General features: G+C 70.1%; 26 protein-coding genes. 18 read left to right on the top strand and 8 right to left on the bottom strand.

Annotated elements, in window-relative coordinates; all coding sequences use genetic code 11:
• The first annotated feature begins 10 nt into the window (after positions 1-10).
• From EDC02_RS20695 to EDC02_RS20675, 5 genes are all read left to right on the top strand, one after another.
• The gene (locus tag EDC02_RS20695; protein ID WP_123603390.1) at positions 11-940 is read left to right on the top strand and encodes a F0F1 ATP synthase subunit gamma; all 930 of its coding nucleotides are present in this window, start codon (positions 11-13) and stop codon (positions 938-940) included.
• On the top strand, positions 940-2,394 hold the full coding sequence (gene atpD / locus EDC02_RS20690) for a F0F1 ATP synthase subunit beta (RefSeq protein ID WP_123603389.1): 1,455 nt from the start codon (positions 940-942) through the stop codon (positions 2,392-2,394). The genes EDC02_RS20695 and atpD overlap by 1 nt, the downstream gene beginning before the upstream one ends.
• A gap of 175 nt (positions 2,395-2,569) precedes the next feature.
• Positions 2,570-3,712 (top strand): LCP family protein, encoded by a 1,143-nt coding sequence (locus EDC02_RS20685; RefSeq protein ID WP_123603388.1) that lies wholly within the window; start codon positions 2,570-2,572, stop codon positions 3,710-3,712.
• Positions 3,713-3,797: 85 nt separating this feature from the next.
• A complete protein-coding gene (locus EDC02_RS20680) occupies positions 3,798-4,088 on the top strand; it encodes a F0F1 ATP synthase subunit epsilon (protein WP_123603387.1) in 291 nt (96 codons plus the stop codon).
• Between the two features lie 13 nt (positions 4,089-4,101).
• The gene (locus tag EDC02_RS20675; protein ID WP_123603386.1) at positions 4,102-4,539 is read left to right on the top strand and encodes a DUF2550 domain-containing protein; all 438 of its coding nucleotides are present in this window, start codon (positions 4,102-4,104) and stop codon (positions 4,537-4,539) included.
• Between the two features lie 21 nt (positions 4,540-4,560).
• Here EDC02_RS20675 and EDC02_RS20670 read toward each other — a convergent pair whose 3' ends face one another.
• Both EDC02_RS20670 and EDC02_RS20665 read right to left on the bottom strand, forming a co-directional pair.
• Entirely contained in the window at positions 4,561-4,950 is a 390-nt protein-coding gene (locus EDC02_RS20670) for a VOC family protein (RefSeq protein WP_123603385.1), read from the bottom strand.
• A 25-nt stretch (positions 4,951-4,975) separates the two neighbouring features.
• A complete protein-coding gene (locus EDC02_RS20665; protein WP_123603384.1) occupies positions 4,976-5,548 on the bottom strand; it encodes a cob(I)yrinic acid a,c-diamide adenosyltransferase in 573 nt (190 codons plus the stop codon).
• Here EDC02_RS20665 and murA point away from each other — a divergent pair.
• The 4 genes from murA (at position 5,547) to EDC02_RS20645 (ending at position 8,553) form a co-directional block, all read left to right on the top strand.
• On the top strand, positions 5,547-6,962 hold the full coding sequence (murA, locus tag EDC02_RS20660; protein WP_123603383.1) for a UDP-N-acetylglucosamine 1-carboxyvinyltransferase: 1,416 nt from the start codon (positions 5,547-5,549) through the stop codon (positions 6,960-6,962). The two genes, EDC02_RS20665 and murA, sit on opposite strands and share 2 nt — an antisense overlap.
• A 111-nt stretch (positions 6,963-7,073) precedes the next feature.
• Positions 7,074-7,922, top strand: a complete 849-nt coding sequence (locus tag EDC02_RS20655; RefSeq protein ID WP_123603382.1) for a 3-hydroxyacyl-CoA dehydrogenase family protein — start codon at positions 7,074-7,076, stop codon at positions 7,920-7,922.
• Between the two features lie 59 nt (positions 7,923-7,981).
• Positions 7,982-8,269, top strand: a complete 288-nt coding sequence (locus tag EDC02_RS20650) for a type II toxin-antitoxin system Phd/YefM family antitoxin (RefSeq protein ID WP_123603381.1) — start codon at positions 7,982-7,984, stop codon at positions 8,267-8,269.
• Positions 8,270-8,340: 71 nt separating this feature from the next.
• A complete protein-coding gene (locus EDC02_RS20645; RefSeq protein ID WP_233606098.1) occupies positions 8,341-8,553 on the top strand; it encodes a type II toxin-antitoxin system RelE/ParE family toxin in 213 nt (70 codons plus the stop codon).
• A 13-nt stretch (positions 8,554-8,566) separates the two neighbouring features.
• Here EDC02_RS20645 and EDC02_RS20640 read toward each other — a convergent pair whose 3' ends face one another.
• Together EDC02_RS20640 and EDC02_RS20635 are read right to left on the bottom strand one after the other, a co-directional pair.
• A complete protein-coding gene (locus EDC02_RS20640; protein ID WP_123603379.1) occupies positions 8,567-9,232 on the bottom strand; it encodes a GNAT family N-acetyltransferase in 666 nt (221 codons plus the stop codon).
• Complete coding sequence (locus EDC02_RS20635; protein WP_233606096.1) at positions 9,229-9,633, bottom strand: DivIVA domain-containing protein; 405 nt, start codon at positions 9,631-9,633, stop codon at positions 9,229-9,231. The genes EDC02_RS20640 and EDC02_RS20635 overlap by 4 nt, the downstream gene beginning before the upstream one ends.
• A 312-nt stretch (positions 9,634-9,945) precedes the next feature.
• Between EDC02_RS20635 and EDC02_RS20630 the strand changes: the two genes are divergently transcribed.
• Together EDC02_RS20630 and EDC02_RS41730 are read left to right on the top strand one after the other, a co-directional pair.
• Positions 9,946-10,140, top strand: a complete 195-nt coding sequence (locus tag EDC02_RS20630) for a hypothetical protein (RefSeq protein WP_123604989.1) — start codon at positions 9,946-9,948, stop codon at positions 10,138-10,140.
• Positions 10,141-10,630: 490 nt separating this feature from the next.
• Complete coding sequence (locus EDC02_RS41730) at positions 10,631-10,813, top strand: winged helix-turn-helix domain-containing protein (protein ID WP_255500589.1); 183 nt, start codon at positions 10,631-10,633, stop codon at positions 10,811-10,813.
• Between the two features lie 242 nt (positions 10,814-11,055).
• Here the strand turns inward: EDC02_RS41730 and EDC02_RS20620 are convergent, their stop codons facing one another.
• Both EDC02_RS20620 and EDC02_RS20615 read right to left on the bottom strand, forming a co-directional pair.
• Positions 11,056-11,898, bottom strand: a complete 843-nt coding sequence (locus EDC02_RS20620) for an ABC transporter permease (RefSeq protein ID WP_123604988.1) — start codon at positions 11,896-11,898, stop codon at positions 11,056-11,058.
• A 29-nt stretch (positions 11,899-11,927) separates the two neighbouring features.
• Positions 11,928-12,788 carry an ABC transporter ATP-binding protein gene (locus EDC02_RS20615; protein WP_123603377.1) on the bottom strand — a complete coding sequence of 287 codons (861 nt, stop codon included), beginning with the start codon at positions 12,786-12,788 and terminating at the stop codon, positions 11,928-11,930.
• 145 nt (positions 12,789-12,933) lie between these two features.
• On the opposite strand from EDC02_RS20615, the gene EDC02_RS20610 reads away from it, so the two are divergent.
• From EDC02_RS20610 to EDC02_RS20590, 5 genes are read left to right on the top strand one after another with little or no spacing between them, the layout of a single operon-like run.
• A complete protein-coding gene (locus tag EDC02_RS20610; RefSeq protein WP_123603376.1) occupies positions 12,934-13,302 on the top strand; it encodes a GntR family transcriptional regulator in 369 nt (122 codons plus the stop codon).
• Positions 13,299-14,207: an ATP-binding cassette domain-containing protein gene (locus EDC02_RS20605; protein WP_233606092.1), complete on the top strand. Its 909-nt coding sequence runs from the start codon at positions 13,299-13,301 to the stop codon at positions 14,205-14,207. Before EDC02_RS20610 ends, EDC02_RS20605 begins: the two co-directional genes overlap by 4 nt.
• On the top strand, positions 14,204-14,929 hold the full coding sequence (locus tag EDC02_RS20600; protein ID WP_123603375.1) for a hypothetical protein: 726 nt from the start codon (positions 14,204-14,206) through the stop codon (positions 14,927-14,929). The genes EDC02_RS20605 and EDC02_RS20600 overlap by 4 nt, the downstream gene beginning before the upstream one ends.
• Positions 14,930-14,940: 11 nt before the next feature.
• Positions 14,941-15,843 carry an ABC transporter ATP-binding protein gene (locus EDC02_RS20595; RefSeq protein ID WP_123603374.1) on the top strand — a complete coding sequence of 301 codons (903 nt, stop codon included), beginning with the start codon at positions 14,941-14,943 and terminating at the stop codon, positions 15,841-15,843.
• On the top strand, positions 15,840-16,583 hold the full coding sequence (locus tag EDC02_RS20590) for an ABC transporter permease (protein ID WP_123603373.1): 744 nt from the start codon (positions 15,840-15,842) through the stop codon (positions 16,581-16,583). The genes EDC02_RS20595 and EDC02_RS20590 overlap by 4 nt, the downstream gene beginning before the upstream one ends.
• A gap of 47 nt (positions 16,584-16,630) precedes the next feature.
• Here EDC02_RS20590 and EDC02_RS20585 read toward each other — a convergent pair whose 3' ends face one another.
• A complete protein-coding gene (locus EDC02_RS20585; protein ID WP_233606090.1) occupies positions 16,631-17,590 on the bottom strand; it encodes a polysaccharide deacetylase family protein in 960 nt (319 codons plus the stop codon).
• Between the two features lie 104 nt (positions 17,591-17,694).
• Positions 17,695-18,312 (bottom strand): DUF4126 domain-containing protein, encoded by a 618-nt coding sequence (locus EDC02_RS20580; protein WP_123603372.1) that lies wholly within the window; start codon positions 18,310-18,312, stop codon positions 17,695-17,697.
• Between the two features lie 69 nt (positions 18,313-18,381).
• Here EDC02_RS20580 and nucS point away from each other — a divergent pair, with 69 nt between their 5' ends.
• Positions 18,382-19,038: an endonuclease NucS gene (nucS, locus tag EDC02_RS20575; protein ID WP_123603371.1), complete on the top strand. Its 657-nt coding sequence runs from the start codon at positions 18,382-18,384 to the stop codon at positions 19,036-19,038.
• 50 nt (positions 19,039-19,088) lie between these two features.
• A complete protein-coding gene (locus EDC02_RS20570) occupies positions 19,089-20,483 on the top strand; it encodes a DUF2786 domain-containing protein (protein WP_123603370.1) in 1,395 nt (464 codons plus the stop codon).

The raw sequence follows: 20,483 nt of genomic DNA, 5'->3' as shown, positions 1-20,483 counted from the left end.
GCGGTTCCGGATGCCAGCGCAGGTTCGGGTACTCCGCCAGCGGATCCGCTCGGCGAAGTCGATGAAGAAGATCACCAAGGCGATGGAGCTCGTCGCGACGAGTCGGGTCGCCAAGGCCCAGGCGCGGGTGGCGGCCTCGCTGCCGTACGCCAACGCGATCACCGGTGTGCTCACCGCGCTGGCCTCCAATGCCTCGGTCGACCACCCGCTGCTGACCGCGCGCCCGACGGTGCGCCGGGCCGGCGTGCTGGTGATCACCAGTGACCGGGGCCTGGCCGGCGGATACAGCACCAACGCGATCAAGACCGCCGAGTCGCTGATCGCGCGGCTCAAGGCCGACGGCAAGGAACCGGTGCTGTACGTGATCGGCCGCAAGGGCGTCTCGTACTACCGGTTCCGTAACCGGCCGATCGAAGCGAGCTGGACCGGCTTCTCCGAGCAGCCCGGCTTCGCCGACGCCCGCGAGGTCGGCCAGACGCTGATCGCGGCGTTCCAGCGCGGCGCGGACGACACCGACGGCGGCGGGGCCGACCAGGTGCTCGGGGTGGACGAGCTGCACATCGTCTCCACCGAGTTCAAGTCGCTGATGACGCAGACCCCGGTGCCCCGGATCCTCGGCCCGATGGAGGTCAAGGACAAGCCGAGGGAGGGTACGGAAGTCCTGCCGGCGTACGAGTTCGAGCCGAACGCCGAGGCGCTGCTCGACGCGTTGCTGCCGAAGTACATCAACACCCGGATCTACGCGGCACTGGTCGAATCGGCGGCGAGCGAATCGGCGGCCCGGCGGCGGGCGATGAAGAGCGCCACCGACAACGCCGAGGAAATGATCGAGAAGTACACGCGGCTAATGAACTCGGCGCGTCAGGCCGGGATCACTCAGGAGATCAGCGAGATCGTCGGCGGCGCCAACGCGCTCGCGGCGGCGGGAAGTGAAGTGTGATGACTGCCTCTGTAGAAACCCAGGCAACCGGAGCGACCGCATCGGCTACCGGCCGCGTGGTCCGGGTCATCGGCCCGGTCGTCGACGCCGAGTTCCCGCGCGACGCGATGCCCGAGATCTTCAACGCCCTGCACGTGGACGTCGCGCTCGCCGGCGGTGAGCGGACCCTGACCCTCGAGGTCGCCCAGCACCTCGGCGACAACGTGATCCGGGCCATCTCGATGCAGCCGACCGACGGCATGGTCCGGGGCGCGGAGGTCCGCGACACCGGGTCACCGATCATGGTGCCGGTCGGTGACGGCATCAAGGGCCGGGTGTTCAACACCATCGGCGAGTGCCTCAACCTTCCCGAGGGCGAGACGCTGCAGGTCACCGAGCGTCGGTCGATCCACCAGAAGGCGCCGGCGTTCGCCGACCTGGAGCCGAAGACCGAGATGCTGGAGACCGGCATCAAGGTGCTCGACCTGCTCGCCCCGTACGTCAAGGGCGGCAAGATCGGCCTGTTCGGCGGGGCCGGCGTGGGCAAGACGGTGCTCATCCAGGAGATGATCATCCGGGTCGCGAACAACTTCGGTGGTACGTCGGTATTCGCCGGCGTCGGGGAGCGGACCCGTGAGGGTAACGACCTGATCCACGAGATGACCGAGTCCGGTGTCATCGACAAGACCGCGCTGGTCTACGGCCAGATGGACGAGCCGCCGGGCACCCGGTTGCGGGTCGCGCTCGCCGCGCTGACCATGGCCGAGTACTTCCGGGACGTGCAGAAGCAGGAAGTGCTGCTGTTCATCGACAACATCTTCCGGTTCACCCAGGCCGGTTCCGAGGTCTCCACGCTGCTCGGCCGGATGCCGTCCGCGGTGGGTTACCAGCCCACCCTGGCCGACGAGATGGGCGAGCTGCAGGAGCGGATCACCTCGGTCCGGGGCCAGGCGATCACCTCGATGCAGGCGATCTACGTGCCCGCCGACGACTACACCGACCCGGCGCCGGCCACCACCTTCGCCCACCTGGACGCCACCACCAACCTGGAGCGGTCCATCTCCGACAAGGGCATCTACCCGGCGGTGGACCCGCTGGCGTCCTCGTCGCGGATTCTCGCCCCGGAGTTCGTCGGCCAGGAGCACTACGCGGTGGCCTCCGAGGTGAAGCGGATCCTGCAGAAGTACAAGGACCTGCAGGACATCATCGCCATCCTCGGTATGGAGGAGCTCTCCGAGGAAGACAAGATCACCGTCTCCCGGGCGCGCCGGATCGAGCGGTTCCTGTCGCAGAACACCTACGCGGCCGAGGTCTTCACCGGCATCAAGGGTTCATACGTGCCGGTGAAGGACACCATCGAAGCCTTCCGCAAGATCAGTGAAGGGGAGTACGACCACTTCCCCGAGCAGGCCTTCTTCATGTGCGGTGGGCTCGACGACCTGGAGCGCAACGCCCAGGAGCTAATGAAGGGCTGACCCGCTCTGCGCCTGACCCGCTCTGCGCCTGACGAGCGCCCCGCCATCGCGGCGGGGCGCTCGTCGCGTTTCACCCGACGCCCGTGGCGTTTCACCCGACGCTCACCATCGGCCCGCGTTTGCCGGCAACCGGCCGGGGTACCCGACCGGCTCTGCGGCGGACGGGGGTCGGAGCATGACGCAGCCAGATCGGACCCGGGCACGCCCAGCGAGGCTGAGTCGGCCGGAACGGCTGGCGCTGCTCGCCGTACTCGTCGGGTTGCTTCTCGCCGGTGGGGCCGTGGTGGTGCTGAGCCGCACCGTTGCCGACCGGTACGCGGCCGCCGTACCCACCGCGGACCTGTTCGGCGACGTCGGCGTCGGCACCGGTGTGGACACCGGTCCGGACGACCGGCTCACCGGCCCGGTCAATCTGCTGGTGGCCGGTATCGACCGGCCGACCGACCAGCCGGAGAAGGTGCCCCGAGCGGACACCGTGCTGCTGATGCACGTGCCGAGCGGGCTGTCCCGGGCGTACCTGATCTCCCTGCCCCGGGACCTGCTGGTGGACGTCCCGGCGTTCGGTGTCAGCGGCCACCCGGGCGGCGTCGACCGGATCAACTCCGCGATGGCGTACGGCAGCCGGGTGCCCGGTGCCGAGTACCCGGACCCGGTGACCGGCTTCCAGTTGCTCGCGGCGACGGTCTCGGCCCGCACCGGGATCGACCGGTTCGACGCCGGTGTGATCGTCAACTTCGCCGGCCTGGAACGTCTGGTCGACGCGGTCGGCGGGGTCCGGATGACCATCGACGCCGATGTGCGTTCGGCGCACCGTCAACCGGACGGCCGGCCGCGCCCGGGCAATCCCGACGGCACCGGGTACGTCGGTCCGCAGGCCGAGTACAAGCAGGGGGAGCAGCGGCTCAACGGCTGGCAGGCGTTGGACTACGTCCGGCAGCGGGACAGCCTGCCGGACGGTGACTACGGCCGGCAGCGGCACCAACGGCAGCTCGTCCGGGCGTTGGCCGAGCAGGTGATCAGCCGGGACCTGATCACCGAACCGGGCCGGTTGACCGCAGTGCTGGAGGCCGCCGGTGAAGCGGTGGTGGTGGGCACCCGGGGCCGGTCGCTGGTCGACTTCGCGTTGGCGCTGCGCCAACTGCGGGCCGACGACATCGTCATGCTGGACCTGCCGGGTGTGGCCGTCACCGACCCGGGCGGCGGGTATCAGGGGGAGCGGTTCACCGAGGACGCCGACGAATGCCTTGCCGCGTTGCGGGCCGGCACTCTTGACCAGTTCGTGTTGACCCGTCCTGAACTGGTCAATCGCGAAAAGTAACGGGTGGTCCGGCGGGCACCCGGCTGGGAGTCCGCGCATCGCCCCGATTAAACTCGGGTGGTCCTCGCCATCAAAGGAGTCCGCGTTGGCCAAGCAACTGCACGTCGAACTCGTCGCCGTCGAGGAGATGGTCTGGTCCGGTGAGGCCGAGATGGTGATCGCCCGCACCACCGAGGGCGAGCTCGGCGTACTGCCCGGCCACGCCCCGATGCTCGGTCAGCTCGCCGAGCCCGGCCAGGTACGGATCACGCTGCCGGGGCGGGAGCAGCTGGCCTATGACGTCGCCGGCGGGTTCCTCTCGGTGACCACCAACGGAGTGACGATTCTCGCGGAGGAAGCCACTCCGGCCGCCCCCGCCACCGCATCCGGACACTGAGCGGGCTGCGTCGATGTCGACCATCCAATGGTTCGGGATCGGCGTACTGATCCTGTTCGCCGCGATCCTGGTGCTGTTCGTCCGGCGAGCGCTGGTCGTCCGGGTACGCGGCACCATCAAGTTGAGTTTCCGGGTCTCCACCATGGTTGACGGCCGGGGCTGGTCGTCCGGATTCGGCCGGTTCGCCGGTGATGAGCTGCGCTGGTACCGGATGTTCAGTTTCGCGCTGCGGCCCAAACGGGTGCTGTCCCGGCACGGCCTGGCCGTGGAGAGCCGGCGCAGCCCGCGCGGGCAGGAGCGGCTCGCGTTGCCGCACGACTGGGTGATCCTGCGGTGCACCAGCCACCACGCACCGGTCGAGATCGCCATGGCGGAGTCGACGGTCACCGGCTTCAGCTCCTGGCTCGAGGCGAGCCTGCCGGGCGGGAGTTCGCGCAGCCTCGCCGCCTGACCGCTCAAGGCGCATCCGGCGTTACCCGTCGGCGACGAGTTCCACCTCGTAGCCGTACCGGTCGGCCAGGTACCCGGCGTAGGTGTCCGGCCCGCCCGCGTACGGATGCCGGTCGGCGAACAGCAGTGACCACCCGTGGGCCGGCGCCGCCGCGACCAGCTGGTCCACCCGCTGCCTGGGCCCGGCGTGGAACGCCACGTGGTTCAGCCCCGGCGCGCACCGGTCGTGCCGCCGGGTGGTGAGCGCTGAGGACTCCTCCAACACCAGGTACGTCGTGCCGTACCGCCAGGAGCGGCCGGCCGGCCAGCGCTGGTACGGCTGCCAGCCAAGTTCACCCAGCAGCCAGGACCAGCCCGGTTCAGCCCCGGACAGATCGGGTACCCACAGCTCCACGTGGTGCAGTCCGGCCATCTGCTGATTCGCGATCTTGTCGTGATCAGCGCCCGCCGCCCGGTTTCCACAGCACGTCGCCGTCCGGGTTTGCGGTTCTGGACAAGATGAACAGCAGATCCGAGAGACGATTGAGATACTTTGCCGGAAGAGCACTAGTTCGTTCCGGTTCGTGGGTGATCAGCGCCCATGCCGAACGCTCGGCCCGCCGGGCGACGGTGCGGGCCACGTGGAGCAGCGCGGCACCGGGGGTACCGCCTGGCAGGACGAAGGAGTCGAGCTTGGCCAGCCGTGAGTTGTGCTCGTCGCACCACCCCTCCAGCCGGGTGACGTACGCCTCGGTCACCCGCAGCGGCGGGTACGCCGGTTCCGGATCGACCGGGGTGGCCAGGTCGGCGCCGACGTCGAACAGGTCGTTCTGGATCTGCCCGAGCATCCCGCGCAGCGTCTCGTCGAGATCGCCGAGGGCGAGGGCGACACCGAGCGCGGCGTTGCATTCGTCGACGTCGGCGTACGCGCAGATGCGCGGGTCGGTCTTGGCGACCTGTTCGTTGTTGCTCAACCTGGTCGTGCCGGTGTCCCCGGCCTTGGTGTAGATGCGGGTGAGGTGGACGGCCATGAGCGACAGGGTACGGATTCTCAGCCGCGCCGGTAGCACCACCGTCGAGCCTCCTCTGCTGCCGGCGGCGTCCGGGGACGTCATCCGGGTCGGCGGCGGCAGCCGGCTCGCCGGGACGGTCCCGGTGGAGGGTGCGAAGAACTCGGCGTTGAAACTGATGGCGGCGGCGTTGCTGGCACCGGGCCGGACGGTGATCGGCAACGTGCCGCGGATCACCGACATCGCCATCATGGCCGACGTGCTGCGCGGACTCGGCTGCGAGGTCACCATGGGCGAGGCCGAGCCGCTGTCGGTTGCCGGACCGTCGTTGGCCGCCGGCTCGCGGTCGGCTACCGGCTCGCCGCGCGCCGACACCGTGGTCATCGACGTGCCGCCGGCACCCAGCTGTCAGCCCGACGTCGATCTGGTCCGCCGGCTGCGGGCGTCGATCTGCGTACTCGGCCCGCTGCTGGCCCGGTGTGGACGCGTCACCGTCGCCCAACCGGGCGGGGACGCGATCGGTTCGCGCGGGCTCGACATGCACGTGGCCGGCCTGGCCCGGATGGGCGCCGAGATCTCCGCCGCCGACGGACTGGTCGTCGCCTCGGCCGCCCGGGGCCTGCACGGCGCGACGATCTGGCTGGACTTCCCGAGCGTCGGCGCCACCGAGAACCTGGTGATGGCGGCGGTACTGGCCGACGGAATCACCGAGATCGACAACGCGGCCCGCGAGCCGGAGATCGTCGACATCTGCGCGATGCTCACCGAGATGGGCGCCCAGATCGACGGTGCCGGCACCGCCACCCTGCGGATCGAGGGCGTGCCGGAGCTGCGGCCGGTCCGCCACTCCACGATCGGCGACCGGATCGTCGCCGGCACCTGGGCGTTCGCCGCCGCGATGACCCGTGGCGACGTCACCGTACGCGGCGTCGACCCGGCGTTCCTGGCGGTCGCCCTCGACAAGGTGGCGGCCTCCGGGGCCACCGTCGACACCGTCGGCGACGGTTTCCGGGTACGCATGGAGCGTCGGCCGAGGGCGGTGGACGTGGTCACCCTGCCGTTTCCCGGCTTCGCCACCGACCTGCTGCCGATGGCGATCGGCCTGGCCTCGGTCAGCGAAGGGGCGTCACTGGTCACCGAGAACATCTTCGACGGCCGGTTCCAGTTCGTCGACGAACTGCTGCGGCTGGGCGCGGACATCAGGACCGACGGCCACCACGCGGTGGTACGCGGCCGGGAACGGCTGGTCGGCGGCCGGGTACGGGCGACCGACATCCGGGCCGGAGCCGGGCTGGTGATCGCCGGGCTCTGCGCCGAGGGGGTCACCGAGATCGCCGACGTGCACCACATCGACCGCGGCTACCCGAATTACGTGGCCGACCTGTGCTCGCTCGGCGTCCAGGTGCAGCGGCTGTCCGGGGCACCGGCCGGCTGACCGCTGGGTGCGCCGTCCGACCACCCTCCCGGGTTAGCGATCGTTCAGGTGCGCCGGATAAGCTGCCAGCTGGCACATCCGGTCGAGGCGCGTGGACGAGGAGATGCAGAGATGGCAGGTCAGCTGGCAGTGATCGGCGCGGGGTTGATGGGCTCGGGCATCGCCCAGGTTGCCGCCCAGGCGGGCTGGCAGGTCATCCTGCGCGACCTGGACGACGCGGCGACCTCCCGGGGTGTCGCCGGCATTCGCCGGTCGCTGGAGAAGTTCGCCGGCAAGGGCGCGATCAGCGTCGCCGACGTCGAGTCGGCGATGGGCCGGATCACCACCACCACCGAGCTGGAGGCGGCGGCCGACGCGGACGTCGTCGTCGAGGCCGTCTTCGAGCGCATCGAGATCAAGCACGAGGTGTTCCGGGCGCTGGACAAGATCTGCAAGGCGGACGCGGTGCTGGCCACCAACACGTCGGCGATCCCGGTGACCCAGATCGCCGCGGTCACCGAACGCCCCGAATCGGTGGTCGGTACGCACTTCTTCTCCCCGGTGCCGATGATGAAGCTGTGCGAGCTGGTCCGCGGCTACAAGACCTCGGACGCGACCCTGGCCACCGCGAAGGCGTTCGCCGAGGAGATCGGCAAGACCTGCGTAGTGGTCAACCGGGACATCGCAGGCTTCGTCACCACCCGGCTGATCGCCGCGCTGGTCGTCGAGGCGGTCAAGCTCGTCGAGTCCGGCGTGGTCTCCGCCGAGGACCTCGACACCGCCTGCAAGCTGGGCTTCGGTCACGCGATGGGGCCGCTGGCCACCACCGACCTGACCGGCGCGGACGTGTTGCTGCACGCGGCGAAGAACATCTACGCCGACACCGCCGACGAGAAGTTCTTCCCGCCGGAGCTGCTGCAGCGCATGGTCACCGCCGGCGACCTGGGCCGCAAGACCGGCCAGGGCTTCTACAGCTACTGACCTCGCCGCCAGCTACTGACACGGCCACCTGACCGAGGCTCGTGACTAGAATAGTAGTCATGACTACTATTCCGCTCGCGGACGCCAAGGCAAGGCTGTCCGCTGTTCTTGATGAGGTCCGTGATACCCATGAGCGGGTGGTAATCACCCGAAACGGACGACCTGAAGCGGTCATCATGTCGGTGTCTGACCTCGAAGCCCTCGAAGAGACCCTCGACCTGTTGTCCACGCCCGGCGCGCTGGACGAGATCCGGCACGCTGAGGCTGACATCGCCGCCGGCCACGGCGTCGGTGCTGACGAACTGCTGCGCCAGCTTGCTGCCCGCGCGGAGCGCGAACAGCAGTGAGCGACGAGGCGTACCGACTCTCCGTAGCGCCCGCTGCCCGGCGAGCCCTAACAGAGGGACGACCTGTCGGCTTGCCGCTGGCCGTCGCGACGGCCGTCGGTGAGTTCCTTACCGGCCCGTTACCGGAAAGGCCCCATGTGGTCGGCAAGCCGTTGACCCGCGAGTTGACCGGCTATCACTCGGCACGACGCGGCACCTACCGGGTGGTCTACCGAATCGACGAGGACAACCGAACGGTTCATGTCACCCGCATCGACCACCGAGCGGATGTCTACCGCCCGTAACGATCGCATCGGTTCAGCTGACGCGGAGTGCTGCGGCCGTCGGTGGTTGGTCGGGTGGTGCGCCGCCCCGGCGCATCGCCCACAGCGGTGGTCCGTCGGCCGGCAGGTGCGCGACCCGTACGACGCGGTAGCCGTGGCGTTCATGGAACGCCCGCTGCCGCTTGCTGCTCGCCTCGACCACCGCCGGCATGCCGATCCGGTCCAGCCGGGCATGATGCGCCGCGAGCAGCGCCGACCCGATGCCCTGGCGTCTCAGCCAGGGCGCGGCGGCCAGGAACGCCAGGTGGTGGTGCCGACCGGTCGGTTCGAGGCGGCCGGCGGTGAACGTGTAGTGCGCGTACGGGCCGTGCCGGTCACCGCAGGCCCGCAGCCTGCGCCGCTGATGTTCCGCCGCCAGGAGCCGGTCTGCCGGGTGCGGGTACCAGATCGCCATCCCGTCGCAGTGGCCGACGACGTCGACGATTCCGTGCCGTACGGCGAACTCCAGCTCGGCGGTGAAGAACCGGTGCATCGTCAGATAGCGCAACGCGTGGTCATTGATCAGCCAGGACACCACCGGGTCCAGCACACACGCCTGCGCCAACAACTCCGCCAGGGGTTCGACGTCGGCGGCGGTGGCGGTCCGTACGGTCAGCGCCGGACCGCCATTGCTGCCGGCGACTGACGTCGACCCGGTCACCGGCGCGCACCGGCCTGGTAGACGCCGTGCCGACTGGGCGTCGCCTGGGCGGACTGCCAGCGGCGCAACGCGTCCTTGATCCGGTCGTTCTGCTCCCACGTGCGTTCGAGCTCGGCGTACACGATGCCAAGATCGTGGGCGACGCGGTCGAGGAACGCGGCGACCTCGCCGGGGTCCAGGCCCCGGCCGCCACCGCGCCGGGGGACCGTCGGGAAGCGGTGGCTGCGGACCTGCCAGGGCCGGATCGGCCGGTACGCCGACCCGCGCTGATTGTGGCCGGCGGGGTTGCCGGGTGCCCGGTAGACGCCGGTGGCGCTGCCGGCGGGCCAGCTGGCCGGCGGTGTGGTCGCCATGACGCGTCGTTGCCAGCGGACCTGCCACCGGCGCCACAGTTCACGCATCTCGTCTTCCTCCCCATTGCTCGCTGCTGGTGCTGCTTGTTCGGGTGTCGTCGACGGGTGGACGGGGTGGCCCTGCCGCTTGCCGATGCCGGCGGGGCCACCCCCACCCCAATCACCGCAGCCCTCCTTGGCAGTACGGCGACCAGGGCGAACCTTCGGGGCCGGGACGCCCAACGGCGTGACCCGCTACCCGCCCCAACCGCTGTCACTCACGGGCTCATCTGTGTGCCCAAACAGCCTCACTTATCACTTCGACAGTGTCAAGTCGGTAAGTGCTGAAGTAGTAACACCTTGCCGACCTACGTTCAGGTCGTGAAGCTCGTCGCCCTGGCAGACATCGCCACGATGCTCGGCGGCGTGTCGAGGACGAGGGCTGTGGAGATCGTTCGCCGGCCAGGCTTCCCCGAGCCGATCGACGTGGTGGGCAACGGCCGGATGCGCATCTGGAGCCGCGATGAGGTGGCGGCCTGGATCACCGCTAACCGGCCAAGCCAGCGCGAGGACTGACCTCGCCGGGGTCGAGGCCCCGACCGCCGCCGCGCCGGGGGACCGTCGGGAAGCGGTGGCTGCGGACCTGCCACCGGCGCCACAGTTCACGCATCTCGTCTTCCTCCCCATTGCTCGCTGCTTCCGCTGGTGTTGCTGCTGGTTCCGCTCATCCGGGTGTTGTTGATGGGTGGACGGGTGGCCCTGCAGCTTGCCGATGCCGGCAGGGCCACCCCACCCCGATCGCCGCAGCCCTCCTTGGCAGTACGGCGACCAGGGCGAACCTTCGGGGCCGGGACGCCCAACGGCGTGACTCGCTACACGCCCCGACCGGGTGAAACCGCTCAGTGCCGACCGAGCAGCTCCGTCCACAACTTACGTTACTGGGTAACGTAACGCTACCCCGTAACGCATCTTTCCCCCGGCGTGTGGTGTCTTGTGGCTGCCGACCGAGGGAGCGCCGATGGCTACGCCGCTGTACCAGCAGATCGCCACCGACATCGCCGAGTAGATCCGCAGCGGAGTCCTCAAGCCTGGCGACAGGTTGCCGACCACCCGTCAACTCATGGCGCACTATGACGTGAGCGAGACGGTCATCCGTTTTGTGATGATCCAGCTCAAGGCGGAACGCCTCGTGTACGGCCAGCAGGGACGCGGCGTCTATGTCAGCGACTCCGCTGGCCCATCGAGGTGAGGCCTACGCACGTTAAAACGCGAAAATAACGTGCGTAGGCCTCACCTCGATAGCGGTTCGGCAAGGCGAGGAGGATGATCCGCGCCACCGGGGTTGACCTGGACCCACGAGAGTCATGTTCACCGTGCCCGTGCCATCCGGGTGCCTGGGGCGCCTACGAGATCAAGAGAGCTTGATGCCTCAGGTGCATCAAGATGCACCTGAGGCATCAAGCTTTCGGCGGCAGCTTGGGGTCCCGGGAGTCAGCCGTCGCGTTTGGTGGTCCAGCGGAACGTGGTCAGGCAGAGCACCAGGCCGATGACGCACCAGATGGCGAGCACCAGCGCGACCATGCCCAGCTCGAACGAGCCACCCGGCTCCTGGGTGCCGAAGGACTCCGGCAGGAAGACCGACCGCAGCCCCTGGCACATCCACTTGAGCGGGAACAGCGCGGCGATCTGCTGCATCCAGCCGGGCAGCGCGGTGAAGACGAAGAAGACGCCGGAAGTGAACTGCAGCACCAGCGACACCGGGGTGGCCACCGCCGAGGCGCTGCGACCGCTGCGGGCCAGCGACGAGAACGCGATGCCGCACAGCGTGCAGGCGGTGATGCCGAGCACCGACACCCACCCCAGGGTGAACCACTTGACCGCCGTATCCGGTAGCTGCAGATCGAACAGCAGGGTCGCGACGGCCAGCAGGAGCACCGTTTCGGCGAACCCGATCACCGCCACCATGATGACCTTGCCGGCGAAGTAGACCCATTTCGGCATCGGGGTGCCGCGCAACCGCTTGAGCACGCCCCGGTCGCGCTCGATCGGGATCTGGATGGCCAGGCTCTGGAAGCCGACGGTCATCAGCCCGGTGGCGATCATGCCGGTGATGAAGTACTGGGTGAACCGTACGCCGTCGGTGATCTCCCCGGTGAAGATCGACGCGAAGATCAGGATCATGATGACCGGGAAGGCCATCGTGAAGACGACCGACTCGCGGCTGCGCATGAACTGCCGGATCTCCAGCTTGCCCTGCCGCAGCCCCAGCCGCGCCGGGCCGACCCGGGTGACGGCCGGCGAACTGCTGGAAGCGCCCGCCGACGGCGAGGTCACGGTGCCGGCGGTGCCGCCGGTGGTCGCGTTCACTTGTGTCCAATCATCCGCAGGTAGACGTCTTCCAGGGTGGGGCGGGTGACGGTCAGGCCGGGCACCTCACCGTCGAAGCGCGTGGCCAGCTCGGCGACCAGCTTGGTCGGCGTCGCGCTCTCCTCGCGGTGCGCCGTCCCGTCGGCGGTACGCCAGGCGACGGTGGCCAGGGCGTCGCGCCGGCCGCCCAGTTCGGCCGGGGCGGCGACCTCGACGAGCCGGCCGGCGGCGATCACGCCGACCCGGTCGGCGAGGGCCTCCGCCTCGTCCAGGTAGTGGGTGGTCAGCAGGATGGTGGTGCCGGCACCGGCGAGTGACCGGATCAGTTCCCAGAACTCGCGGCGGGCCTCCGGGTCGAAGCCGGTGGTCGGTTCGTCGAGGAAGAGCAGCTCGGGGCGGCCGACGATGCCCAGTGCCACGTCGAGGCGGCGTTTCTGCCCGCCGGAGAGGGTGTGGGTGCGGGCCTTCGCCTTGGCGGACAGGCCGACCCGGTCGATCACCGTCGCCGGGTCGTCCGGTGCCGGGTAGAAGGCGGCGAAGTGTGCGACGACTTCGCCGACGGTCAGTTCGTCGAACTCGCCGGTGCCCTGCAGCACGATGCCGATCCGGGAGCGCCACTGCGGCGTACCCGGGTCGGGGTCGACGCCGAGCACCCGCACCTCGCCGGCGTCGCGGCGCCGGTAGCCCTCCATGATTTCCACGGTGGTGGTCTTGCCGGCACCGTTCGGGCCGAGCAGGGCGAACACCTCGCCGCGCCGCACGGTCAGGTCGACCCCGTCCACCGCCGGTGTCCCGGCGTACGCCTTGCGCAGCCCGCGTACCTCGATGGCCGGCTGGTCCGCCGCCTCGTCGCTCATGGCCTCAACTATCCCCCTGCCGGGCGAGCGTCCGCGCTGGGGTGTCGTGGTGGTGACGGACACCGCTGGCGGGCTGGACCGGCCTGGTTCATCGGTGCTACGGTTCATTACACGAGTAACGAACCAGTGAACCAGAGGTGCTCCCGTGTTCGATGATCGAAGTCCGATCTATCAGCAGATAGCCGACAAGATCAAAAACGACATCCTGAGCGGGGCGCTGCAGGAGGGCGAGCAGGTCATGTCCACCAACCAGTACGCCAGCTACTACCGGATCAACCCCGCCACCGCCGCCAAGGGCTTCCACCAGCTCATCGACGAGGGCGTGCTGTTCAAGAAGCGGGGCATCGGGATGTTCGTCAGCCCCAACGCCCGCGAGACGCTGCGCGGCCAACGCCGCGACCGGTTCTTCACCGAGGTCGTCGACCCGATGGTCACCGAGGCCCGGATCATCGGCATCCCGTTGACCGAGGTCGTCGCCCGCATTCACCATGCAGCAGAAGGGGAACACCAGTGACCGGCCTGGGGATCGAGACCCGCAACCTCACCGTCCGCTACGGCGACACGCTCGCCGTCGACTCGCTCGACCTCACCCTCGCCCCGGGCAAGATCTACGGACTGCTCGGCCGCAACGGCTCCGGCAAGACCAGCCTGCTCGCCGTACTGTCCGCCTTCCGGGCCGCCACCAGCGGCACGGTGCGCATCGGCGGCGCCGACCCGTTCGAGAACGCGGCGATCATGTCGCAGATCGCGTTCGTCCGGGACCGGGTCGACGCCCAGGACACCGACCGGGTCAGCTGCATCCTGGACCTTGCCGCGACGCTGCGTCCGAACTGGGACGCCGACTACGCCGCGCGTCTGGTCGAGCGGTTCGACCTGCCGATGCGCAAGCGGCTCAATGGGCTGAGCCGGGGTATGAAGTCGGCGCTCAGCGTCACCCTCGGGCTGGCCGCCCGGGCGCCGCTGACCATCTTCGACGAGGCCTACCTCGGCCTCGACGCGCCCAGCCGGTACGCCTTCTACGAGGAAGTGTTGAACGACTACCTCGCCCACCCGCGCACCATCGTGCTCTCCACCCACCTGATCGAAGAGGTCGGGTCGCTGTTCGAGGAGGTGGTGGTGCTGCACCGGGGGCGGCTGGTCGCCCACGAGGAGACCGAGACGCTGCGCGCCCGGGGGACGGCGGTGACCGGCCCGGCCGCCGCCGTCGACACGTTCGTCGCCGGCCGCACCGTACTCGGCAGCCAGCAGCTCGGCGGCACCCGGTCCACCACCGTTTTCGGGGCCATCGACGACGGCGACCGGGCCGCCGCCCGCGCCGCCGGCCTGGAGCTCGGCCCGATCGGGCTGCAGGACCTGTTCGTACACCTCACGGCGGAATCCGCGGACGACAAGGCGGACAACAAGGAGATGCGGCGATGAACGCCACCACCTGGAAAGTCACCCGTACGCTGCTGCGCCGGTCCCTGCCGCTGGCCGGGTGGTACTGGACGATCATCTACCTGGTATGGGCCGTGGTCGTCAGCCTGATCGCCCGGTTCGGCACGGTCGAGGCGAGCATGTGGCAGAACATGGGGCTGCAGGCGCCACGCTGGTTCACCTTCGTCTTCGGCATCGTCGCCATGGGCACGTACCTGCCGATGTTCGTCGCTCAAGGCGTCACCCGGCGGGACGCGCTGATCGGCTCCTGGGGCTTCCTCGTGCCGTACGCCCTCGGGTTCTCCACCCTGACGACGGTCGGATTCGGCATCGAATACCTGGCCTTCGACGTCTTCGGCCTGCTCGACGGGCTGACCGAGCCGTACCTGGTCGGTTCGGCGGGCGACGCCGCCGCCATCTGGCTGGAGTACAGCCTGGTCAATCTCGGCTACATGGCGGCCGGAGTGCTGACCGCGATCGTCTACCACCTGCTCAATCCGTGGTGGGGGACATCGCTGCTGCCGCTGGCGCTGCTGCCGGCGTTCGTGGTCGAGACCGCATTCCGTACCGAGTGGACCGGGTTCGGCTTCGCCCGGATGCTCGGGCTTGACGACGAGGCACACCCTGGCACCGGGACGGTGATCGCCCTGCTGACCCTGCTGGTCGTCGGCGCCGTCACCTGGCTGCTGGTTCGTCGGCTGCCACTGAAGAAGATCTCCGGCTGAGGAGCGACGCCATGTCCGTCATCGAGATCGAGCAGCTGCACAAACGGTACGGCGACCTGGTCGCGGTGGACGACGTGTCGTTCACCGTCGCAGAGGGGGAGATCTTCGGAATTCTCGGCCGCAACGGTGCCGGCAAGACCACCACTGTGGAGTGCGCGCTCGGGCTGCGCCGACCGGACCGGGGCACCGTACGGGTGCTCGGCCTGGACCCGCAGCGCGACGGAGCACGGCTACGCCAGCAACTCGGGGCGCAGCTGCAGGAGAGCCAACTGCCGGAGCGGATCAAGGTGTGGGAGGCGCTGGAGCTCTACAGCTCCTTCTACCGGCGGCCGGCCGACTGGCGGGAGCTGCTTGACCTGCTCGGCCTGTCGTCCCGGCACGACGCCCGCTTCGGCCAGCTTTCCGGCGGGCAGAAGCAGCGCCTGTCCGTGGCCCTGGCCCTGGTCGGTGACCCGAAGGTGGCGTTCCTCGACGAGTTGACCACCGGGCTGGACCCGGCGGCCCGCCGGGACACCTGGGGACTTGTCGAATCGGTCCGCAACCGGGGCGTCACCCTGGTGCTGGTCACTCACCTGATGGAGGAGGCGGAGCGGCTCTGTGACCGGGTCGCGGTGATCGACGCCGGCCGGGTGGTCGCCGTCGACACCCCGGCCGGGCTGGCCGCCAGCGTCGACAGCGGGCAGCGGATCCGGTTCGTCCCGGACCGACCGCTCGACCTCGCCCTGCTGACCGAGTTGCCGCAGGTCGCCTCCGCGACCATCGACGGTCGAGAGGTCGTCGTCGACGGCGGTGCGGAGCTGTTCTTCGCCGTCGCGGCGGCGCTGTCCCGACACGGTGTCACGCCACGTGAGCTGCGCCTGCAGCAGGCCACTCTGGACGACGCGTTCCTCGCCCTCACCGGGGGCGACCGATGACCGCGCTGCGCCGGCTCACCGTGATGGAGGCCAAACTGTTCCTGCGGGACCCGGCGGCGCTGGTGATGGCGCTGGCCTTCCCGATGCTGCTGATCGTCGTGCTGGGCGGGGTGATGCCGGGTTTCCGTACCCCCGTGGCGGAGCTCGCCGGTCTGCGGCCGATCGACATCTACCTGCCAGTGGTGGTCGCGATGGCGGTCGCCACCGTCGCGATCACCACCCTGCCCACGACGGTGGCCGGATACCGGGAACGCGGGGTGCTGCGCCGGATGGCCACCACGCCGGTACGCCCGGCGAAGCTGCTCGGTGCCCAGCTGCTGGTCTCGGTGGCCGCCACGACGCTTGCGGTCGGTCTGGCCGTCGCTGCGGCGGCGGTCGCGTTCCGGGTGCCGCTGCCCGAGCACCCGGTGCGCTTCCTGGGCGTGTTTCTGCTTGGCGCGGCGGCTACCTTCGCGGTCGGGTTGCTGATCGCGGCGCTGGCGTCGACCGGACGGGCGGCGAACGCCATCGGCATGCTGGTCTACTTCCCGATGCTGTTCTTCGCCGGGGTGTGGACCCCCGGGCCGATGATGCCCGGGACGATCCGCCGATTGAGCGACCTCACCCCGCTCGGCGCGCTGAGCCAGGCCATGCAGGCCAGCTGGGCCGGGGACGCGGTCCGTCCGCTGCACCTGCTGGTGATGGTCGGCTACCTGACGGTGGTCGGTGCCCTGGCGGCCCGCTTGTTCCGCTGGCGGTGAACCGCCGCGCGGGGCGGGACGGGCGCGGCCGTGGGCGGGACCGGCGCTCACCGTTCGGCGAGCACCTCGGACAGCGTCGCCGGGGTCAGGCCACGGTCGCGCAGGCCGGTCAGGATGTGTGGCAACGCCTCGTCGGTCAGCGCGGCGTTGGCCTCGGTGACGTGCAGCACCACCACCGAGCCGGGCCGGACGCCGGACAGGACGGCGTCGACGATCGGTTCCCAGGCGGTGGCGAACGGGTCGCCGCTGATCACGTCGCCGTCGACCACGGTCAACCCGAGCGGCGCCAGCGCGGCCAGCGCGGCCCCGTCGTGGCACAGCCCCGGAAACCGGAAGTAGCGGGTCTGACGGCCACCGTACGGCTCGATCACGTCGAAGGTCCTCGCCACGTCGGCGGTCATCGCGGTCGCCGGCAGCCGGGGCAGGCCGTAGCAGTCGGCGGTGAACGCGGCATGGTCGTACGTGTGGTTGGCCAGCTCGAACCGCGGATTCCCGGCGAGCCGGCGGGTCAGCTCCGGATACTCCTCGACCCACATGCCGGTGAGGAAGAACGTCGCCGGGACCTGCTCGCGTTCCAGCAGCTCGACGATGGCCAGGTTGGCGTACGAGCGGACCGCGCCGCTGCGCAGCTCGTACCGCATCGCCTCGGTCATGTCGGCGTCGAAGGTCAACGCGACCAGGTTGCCGACGCGCGGTCCGTGGCCGACCACCGGCGGTCGGGTGCCCGGTCGGGTCGCGCCGGGCGGGGTCTGCGGCGGCCCGGCGGGGTCTGCCGCCGGCCTGGTCGGGTCGGCCGGCGGCGGTCCAGTGGGTCGGTCGCCGCCGGCGGAGGCCGGACCGGTCGGTGCCGTCGCCGGGCTGGCGGTGCCGGTGCTGCTGACGGCGGGCGGTTCGGCGGTCGTGCCGCAGCCGGTGACGACGGGTACGGTGATCCCGACCAGGGCGAGCGCGGTCGCCACCGCCAGGGCGACCGGACGCGATTCCGAAGTGGTCGAACGTGAACGCACGGCGCAGATCGTCGCAGGTGCCCCGGACCGGTGTCGGGCCGCCCACAGGATCCCGACCGTTCGGGCCCCAGGTCGACGCGATCAGACCGGCGCGGGGTGTCCGGTCAGACCCGGTATCCGGCGGCCCGGGCCGCCCGTCGCTCCCGGCGGCGCTGCCAGGCCCGGCGGACCAGCAGCGGCCCGCCGATCAGCAGTGCCACCAGGAAGACCAGCACCAGGATGGGCAGCAGGATCGCGACGACCGACATCACCACGCTGGTGGCGTCCTCGGCGGTGCTCGCCACCGGTGCGCCGATCCCGGCGGTGGCGGTGTTGATCACCGGTCGGGCCGTCGCTTTGAGTAGATGTATGCCAAGCGCGATCAGCACGCCGACCAGCACCGGAATCCACTGGTCCGACGCGAAGAACTCCCCGGGGTCGCTGACCGTCACCGTCTCCGACGCCGACCCCGCTCCGAACGCCAGCCCGCCAGCGGTCGGCCGGACGACCGTCTGCACCACGTCGTTGACGTGATCGACGACCGGCACCTTGTCGGCGACCACCTCGACGACCAGCAGGACGGCGAGGATGCCCAGCACCCATTCGTCGGACATCCACTGCCAGCCGTCCGGCAGCGTGATCAGGCTGGTGTAGCGGGCGAGCACACCGACGGTCAGCAGCGGGATGTAGGCGTTGAGCCCAGCGGACGCGGCCAGCCCGGTCCCGGTCAGCAGTTCGAACACGTCACCAGGATCGCACCGCCGCGCCAGCCCTGCGCGGTACGCGGCCGCCGCTGGCGCTACCCTCTTCGGGTGCGGCTGGTGATTGCTCGATGCTCGGTGGACTACGTCGGTCGACTCTCGGCACATCTGCCGCCGGCGACCCGGCTGTTGATGGTCAAAGCGGACGGATCGGTCTCGATTCACGCCGACGACCGGGCGTACAAGCCGCTGAACTGGATGAGCCCGCCGTGCCGGCTGGAGGAGACGCCGGGCATGTGGCGGGTGGTCAACAAGGCCGGCGAGGAGCTGCGGATCACCCTGGAGGAGATCCTCCAGGAGATGTCGTACGACCTGGGTGTCGACCCCGGTCTACGCAAGGACGGGGTGGAGGCGCATCTGCAGGAGCTGCTCGCCGCCAACCCGACTACCTTCGGTGACGATTTCACCTTGGTACGGCGGGAGTACATGACCGCGATCGGCCCGGTGGACCTGCTCTGTCGTGACGGCGGAGCGAGCGTCGCGGTCGAGGTGAAGCGTCGGGGCGAGATCGACGGCGTCGAGCAGCTGACCCGCTACCTCGAACTGCTCAACCGGGACCCGCTGCTGGCGCCGGTGACCGGCATCTTCGCTGCACAGGAAATCAAACCGCAGGCCCGGGTGCTGGCCGAGGACCGTGGCATCCGGTGCGTGGTGGTCGACTACGACAAGCTACGGGGCATCGAACGGGACGAACTCACCCTGTTCTGACCAGCACCGAACTTTGACCAGCTCTGGCACCGAGTTTCTGGAGTCCGCTAATGGGTGTGCGTAACCAGCAACGTCGAGCCGCCAAGAAGAAGGCCAGGGAACAGCGGCAACGCCAACGGGCACAGACCGCCGACGCTGCGTACCCCGACGGGTTCGGTTTCTACCCGCCACCGACCGAGGCGCAGCGGGTCGACGAGCTGCTGCGCCGGGCGGCCCGGATGGCGACGGCCGACCGACCGGACGACCTCGACGAGTGCGTGGCCGCGCTGGTCGCAGCCGACGACCGGCTGGTGGACCAGGCGGTGGACGAGGCGTTGCGGCAGGTGGCCGCCGGGCTGTGGGGCCACGGCTGGATGCCGGCCGACGTGCTGCGGGTGGCCGGCCGCGAGCTCGGCAAGCGGGCGGTGAGCCTGACCGCCGGGTACGTCGCGGCGCAGCTGCGCGGGTACGCGTCGGCGACGGTCGCCGACCGCTGGCACCGCCAACTGCGTGATCTCGACCTCGACGTGTGGGGCACCGACCCACCCGACCACCGGCTCACCGCCTGGGCGGCCGGGTCCAAGCTGGACCGGGCCGCCGCCGTACTGCTCGCGGTGCGGGTGGCCGGGCTGCTGATCGGCCTGCCGAGGCTGGAGCTGGTGGCCCCGCTGCCCGGCACGGTCCGCCCCGGTGACGACGGGACGCAGCAGCGTCGGCGGCCGACCCCGGCCGCACCCTCCGGGGCGGCCGGGACGGACGATGTGGACGAGCGCCAGCTCGGCCGGATCCGGGCGCTGCTGGCCAAGGCCGAGTCGACCGAGTTCGCGGAGGAGGCCGAAGCGCTGTCGGCCAAGGCCCAGGAGCTGATGACCCGGCACCGCATCGACCATGCGCTGCTCGCCGCGCAGCAGACCGGTGCCGGCGGGCCGCAGGCCGACCCGGTGGCCGTACGGATCGGTCTGGAAGCACCGTACGAGCAGGCCAAGGCGTTGCTGCTGCAGCAGGTCGCCGAGGCGAACGGCTGCCGGTCGGTGTGGTCCAACAATCTCGGCTTCGCCACCGTCGTCGGGTTCGTCGCCGACTGCGAGTCGGTCGAGTTGCTGCACACCTCGCTGCTGGTGCAGGCCACTGCGGCGATGCTGCGCAACGGCCCGCAGCGTGGCCGGGGCGGGCAGTCGACCACCCGGTCGTTCCGCCAGTCCTTCCTGGAGGCGTACGCGGTGCGGATCGGGCAGCGGTTGCGTACCGCCGCCGACGACGTCGGCCGGGAGGCGGCCGCGCGGACCGGCGCCGCGCTGGTGCCGGTGCTGGCGGCCCGCGACGAGCAGGTGGACCGGGCCACCGAGCGGCTCTTCCCGACGGTGACCAGCCGGTCGATCGCCGGCCACAACCGGGCCGGGTGGATCGCCGGCACCACCGCCGCCGACCAGGCCAGCCTCGGCGCCCACCAGCCGATCGCCGGCTGA

This window comes from Micromonospora sp. Llam0 (genome assembly GCF_003751085.1).
In the GTDB taxonomy this organism is placed as follows: domain Bacteria; phylum Actinomycetota; class Actinomycetes; order Mycobacteriales; family Micromonosporaceae; genus Micromonospora_E.
Note: the sequence above shows the minus strand (reverse complement) of the source record. Positions and strands in the feature narration are given on the sequence as shown.

Coding starts and splice junctions, on each gene's coding strand:
- EDC02_RS20695 (WP_123603390.1), top strand. CDS start 11: ATGCCAGCGCAGGTTCGGGTACTCCGCCAGCGGATCCGCTCGGCGAAG.
- atpD (WP_123603389.1), top strand. CDS start 940: ATGACTGCCTCTGTAGAAACCCAGGCAACCGGAGCGACCGCATCGGCT.
- EDC02_RS20685 (WP_123603388.1), top strand. CDS start 2,570: ATGACGCAGCCAGATCGGACCCGGGCACGCCCAGCGAGGCTGAGTCGG.
- EDC02_RS20675 (WP_123603386.1), top strand. CDS start 4,102: ATGTCGACCATCCAATGGTTCGGGATCGGCGTACTGATCCTGTTCGCC.
- EDC02_RS20670 (WP_123603385.1), bottom strand. CDS start 4,950: ATGGCCGGACTGCACCACGTGGAGCTGTGGGTACCCGATCTGTCCGGG.
- murA (WP_123603383.1), top strand. CDS start 5,547: ATGAGCGACAGGGTACGGATTCTCAGCCGCGCCGGTAGCACCACCGTC.
- EDC02_RS20665 (WP_123603384.1), bottom strand. CDS start 5,548: ATGGCCGTCCACCTCACCCGCATCTACACCAAGGCCGGGGACACCGGC.
- EDC02_RS20655 (WP_123603382.1), top strand. CDS start 7,074: ATGGCAGGTCAGCTGGCAGTGATCGGCGCGGGGTTGATGGGCTCGGGC.
- EDC02_RS20650 (WP_123603381.1), top strand. CDS start 7,982: ATGACTACTATTCCGCTCGCGGACGCCAAGGCAAGGCTGTCCGCTGTT.
- EDC02_RS20635 (WP_233606096.1), bottom strand. CDS start 9,633: ATGCGTGAACTGTGGCGCCGGTGGCAGGTCCGCTGGCAACGACGCGTC.
- EDC02_RS20615 (WP_123603377.1), bottom strand. CDS start 12,788: ATGAGCGACGAGGCGGCGGACCAGCCGGCCATCGAGGTACGCGGGCTG.
- EDC02_RS20600 (WP_123603375.1), top strand. CDS start 14,204: ATGAACGCCACCACCTGGAAAGTCACCCGTACGCTGCTGCGCCGGTCC.
- EDC02_RS20595 (WP_123603374.1), top strand. CDS start 14,941: ATGTCCGTCATCGAGATCGAGCAGCTGCACAAACGGTACGGCGACCTG.
- EDC02_RS20590 (WP_123603373.1), top strand. CDS start 15,840: ATGACCGCGCTGCGCCGGCTCACCGTGATGGAGGCCAAACTGTTCCTG.
- EDC02_RS20570 (WP_123603370.1), top strand. CDS start 19,089: ATGGGTGTGCGTAACCAGCAACGTCGAGCCGCCAAGAAGAAGGCCAGG.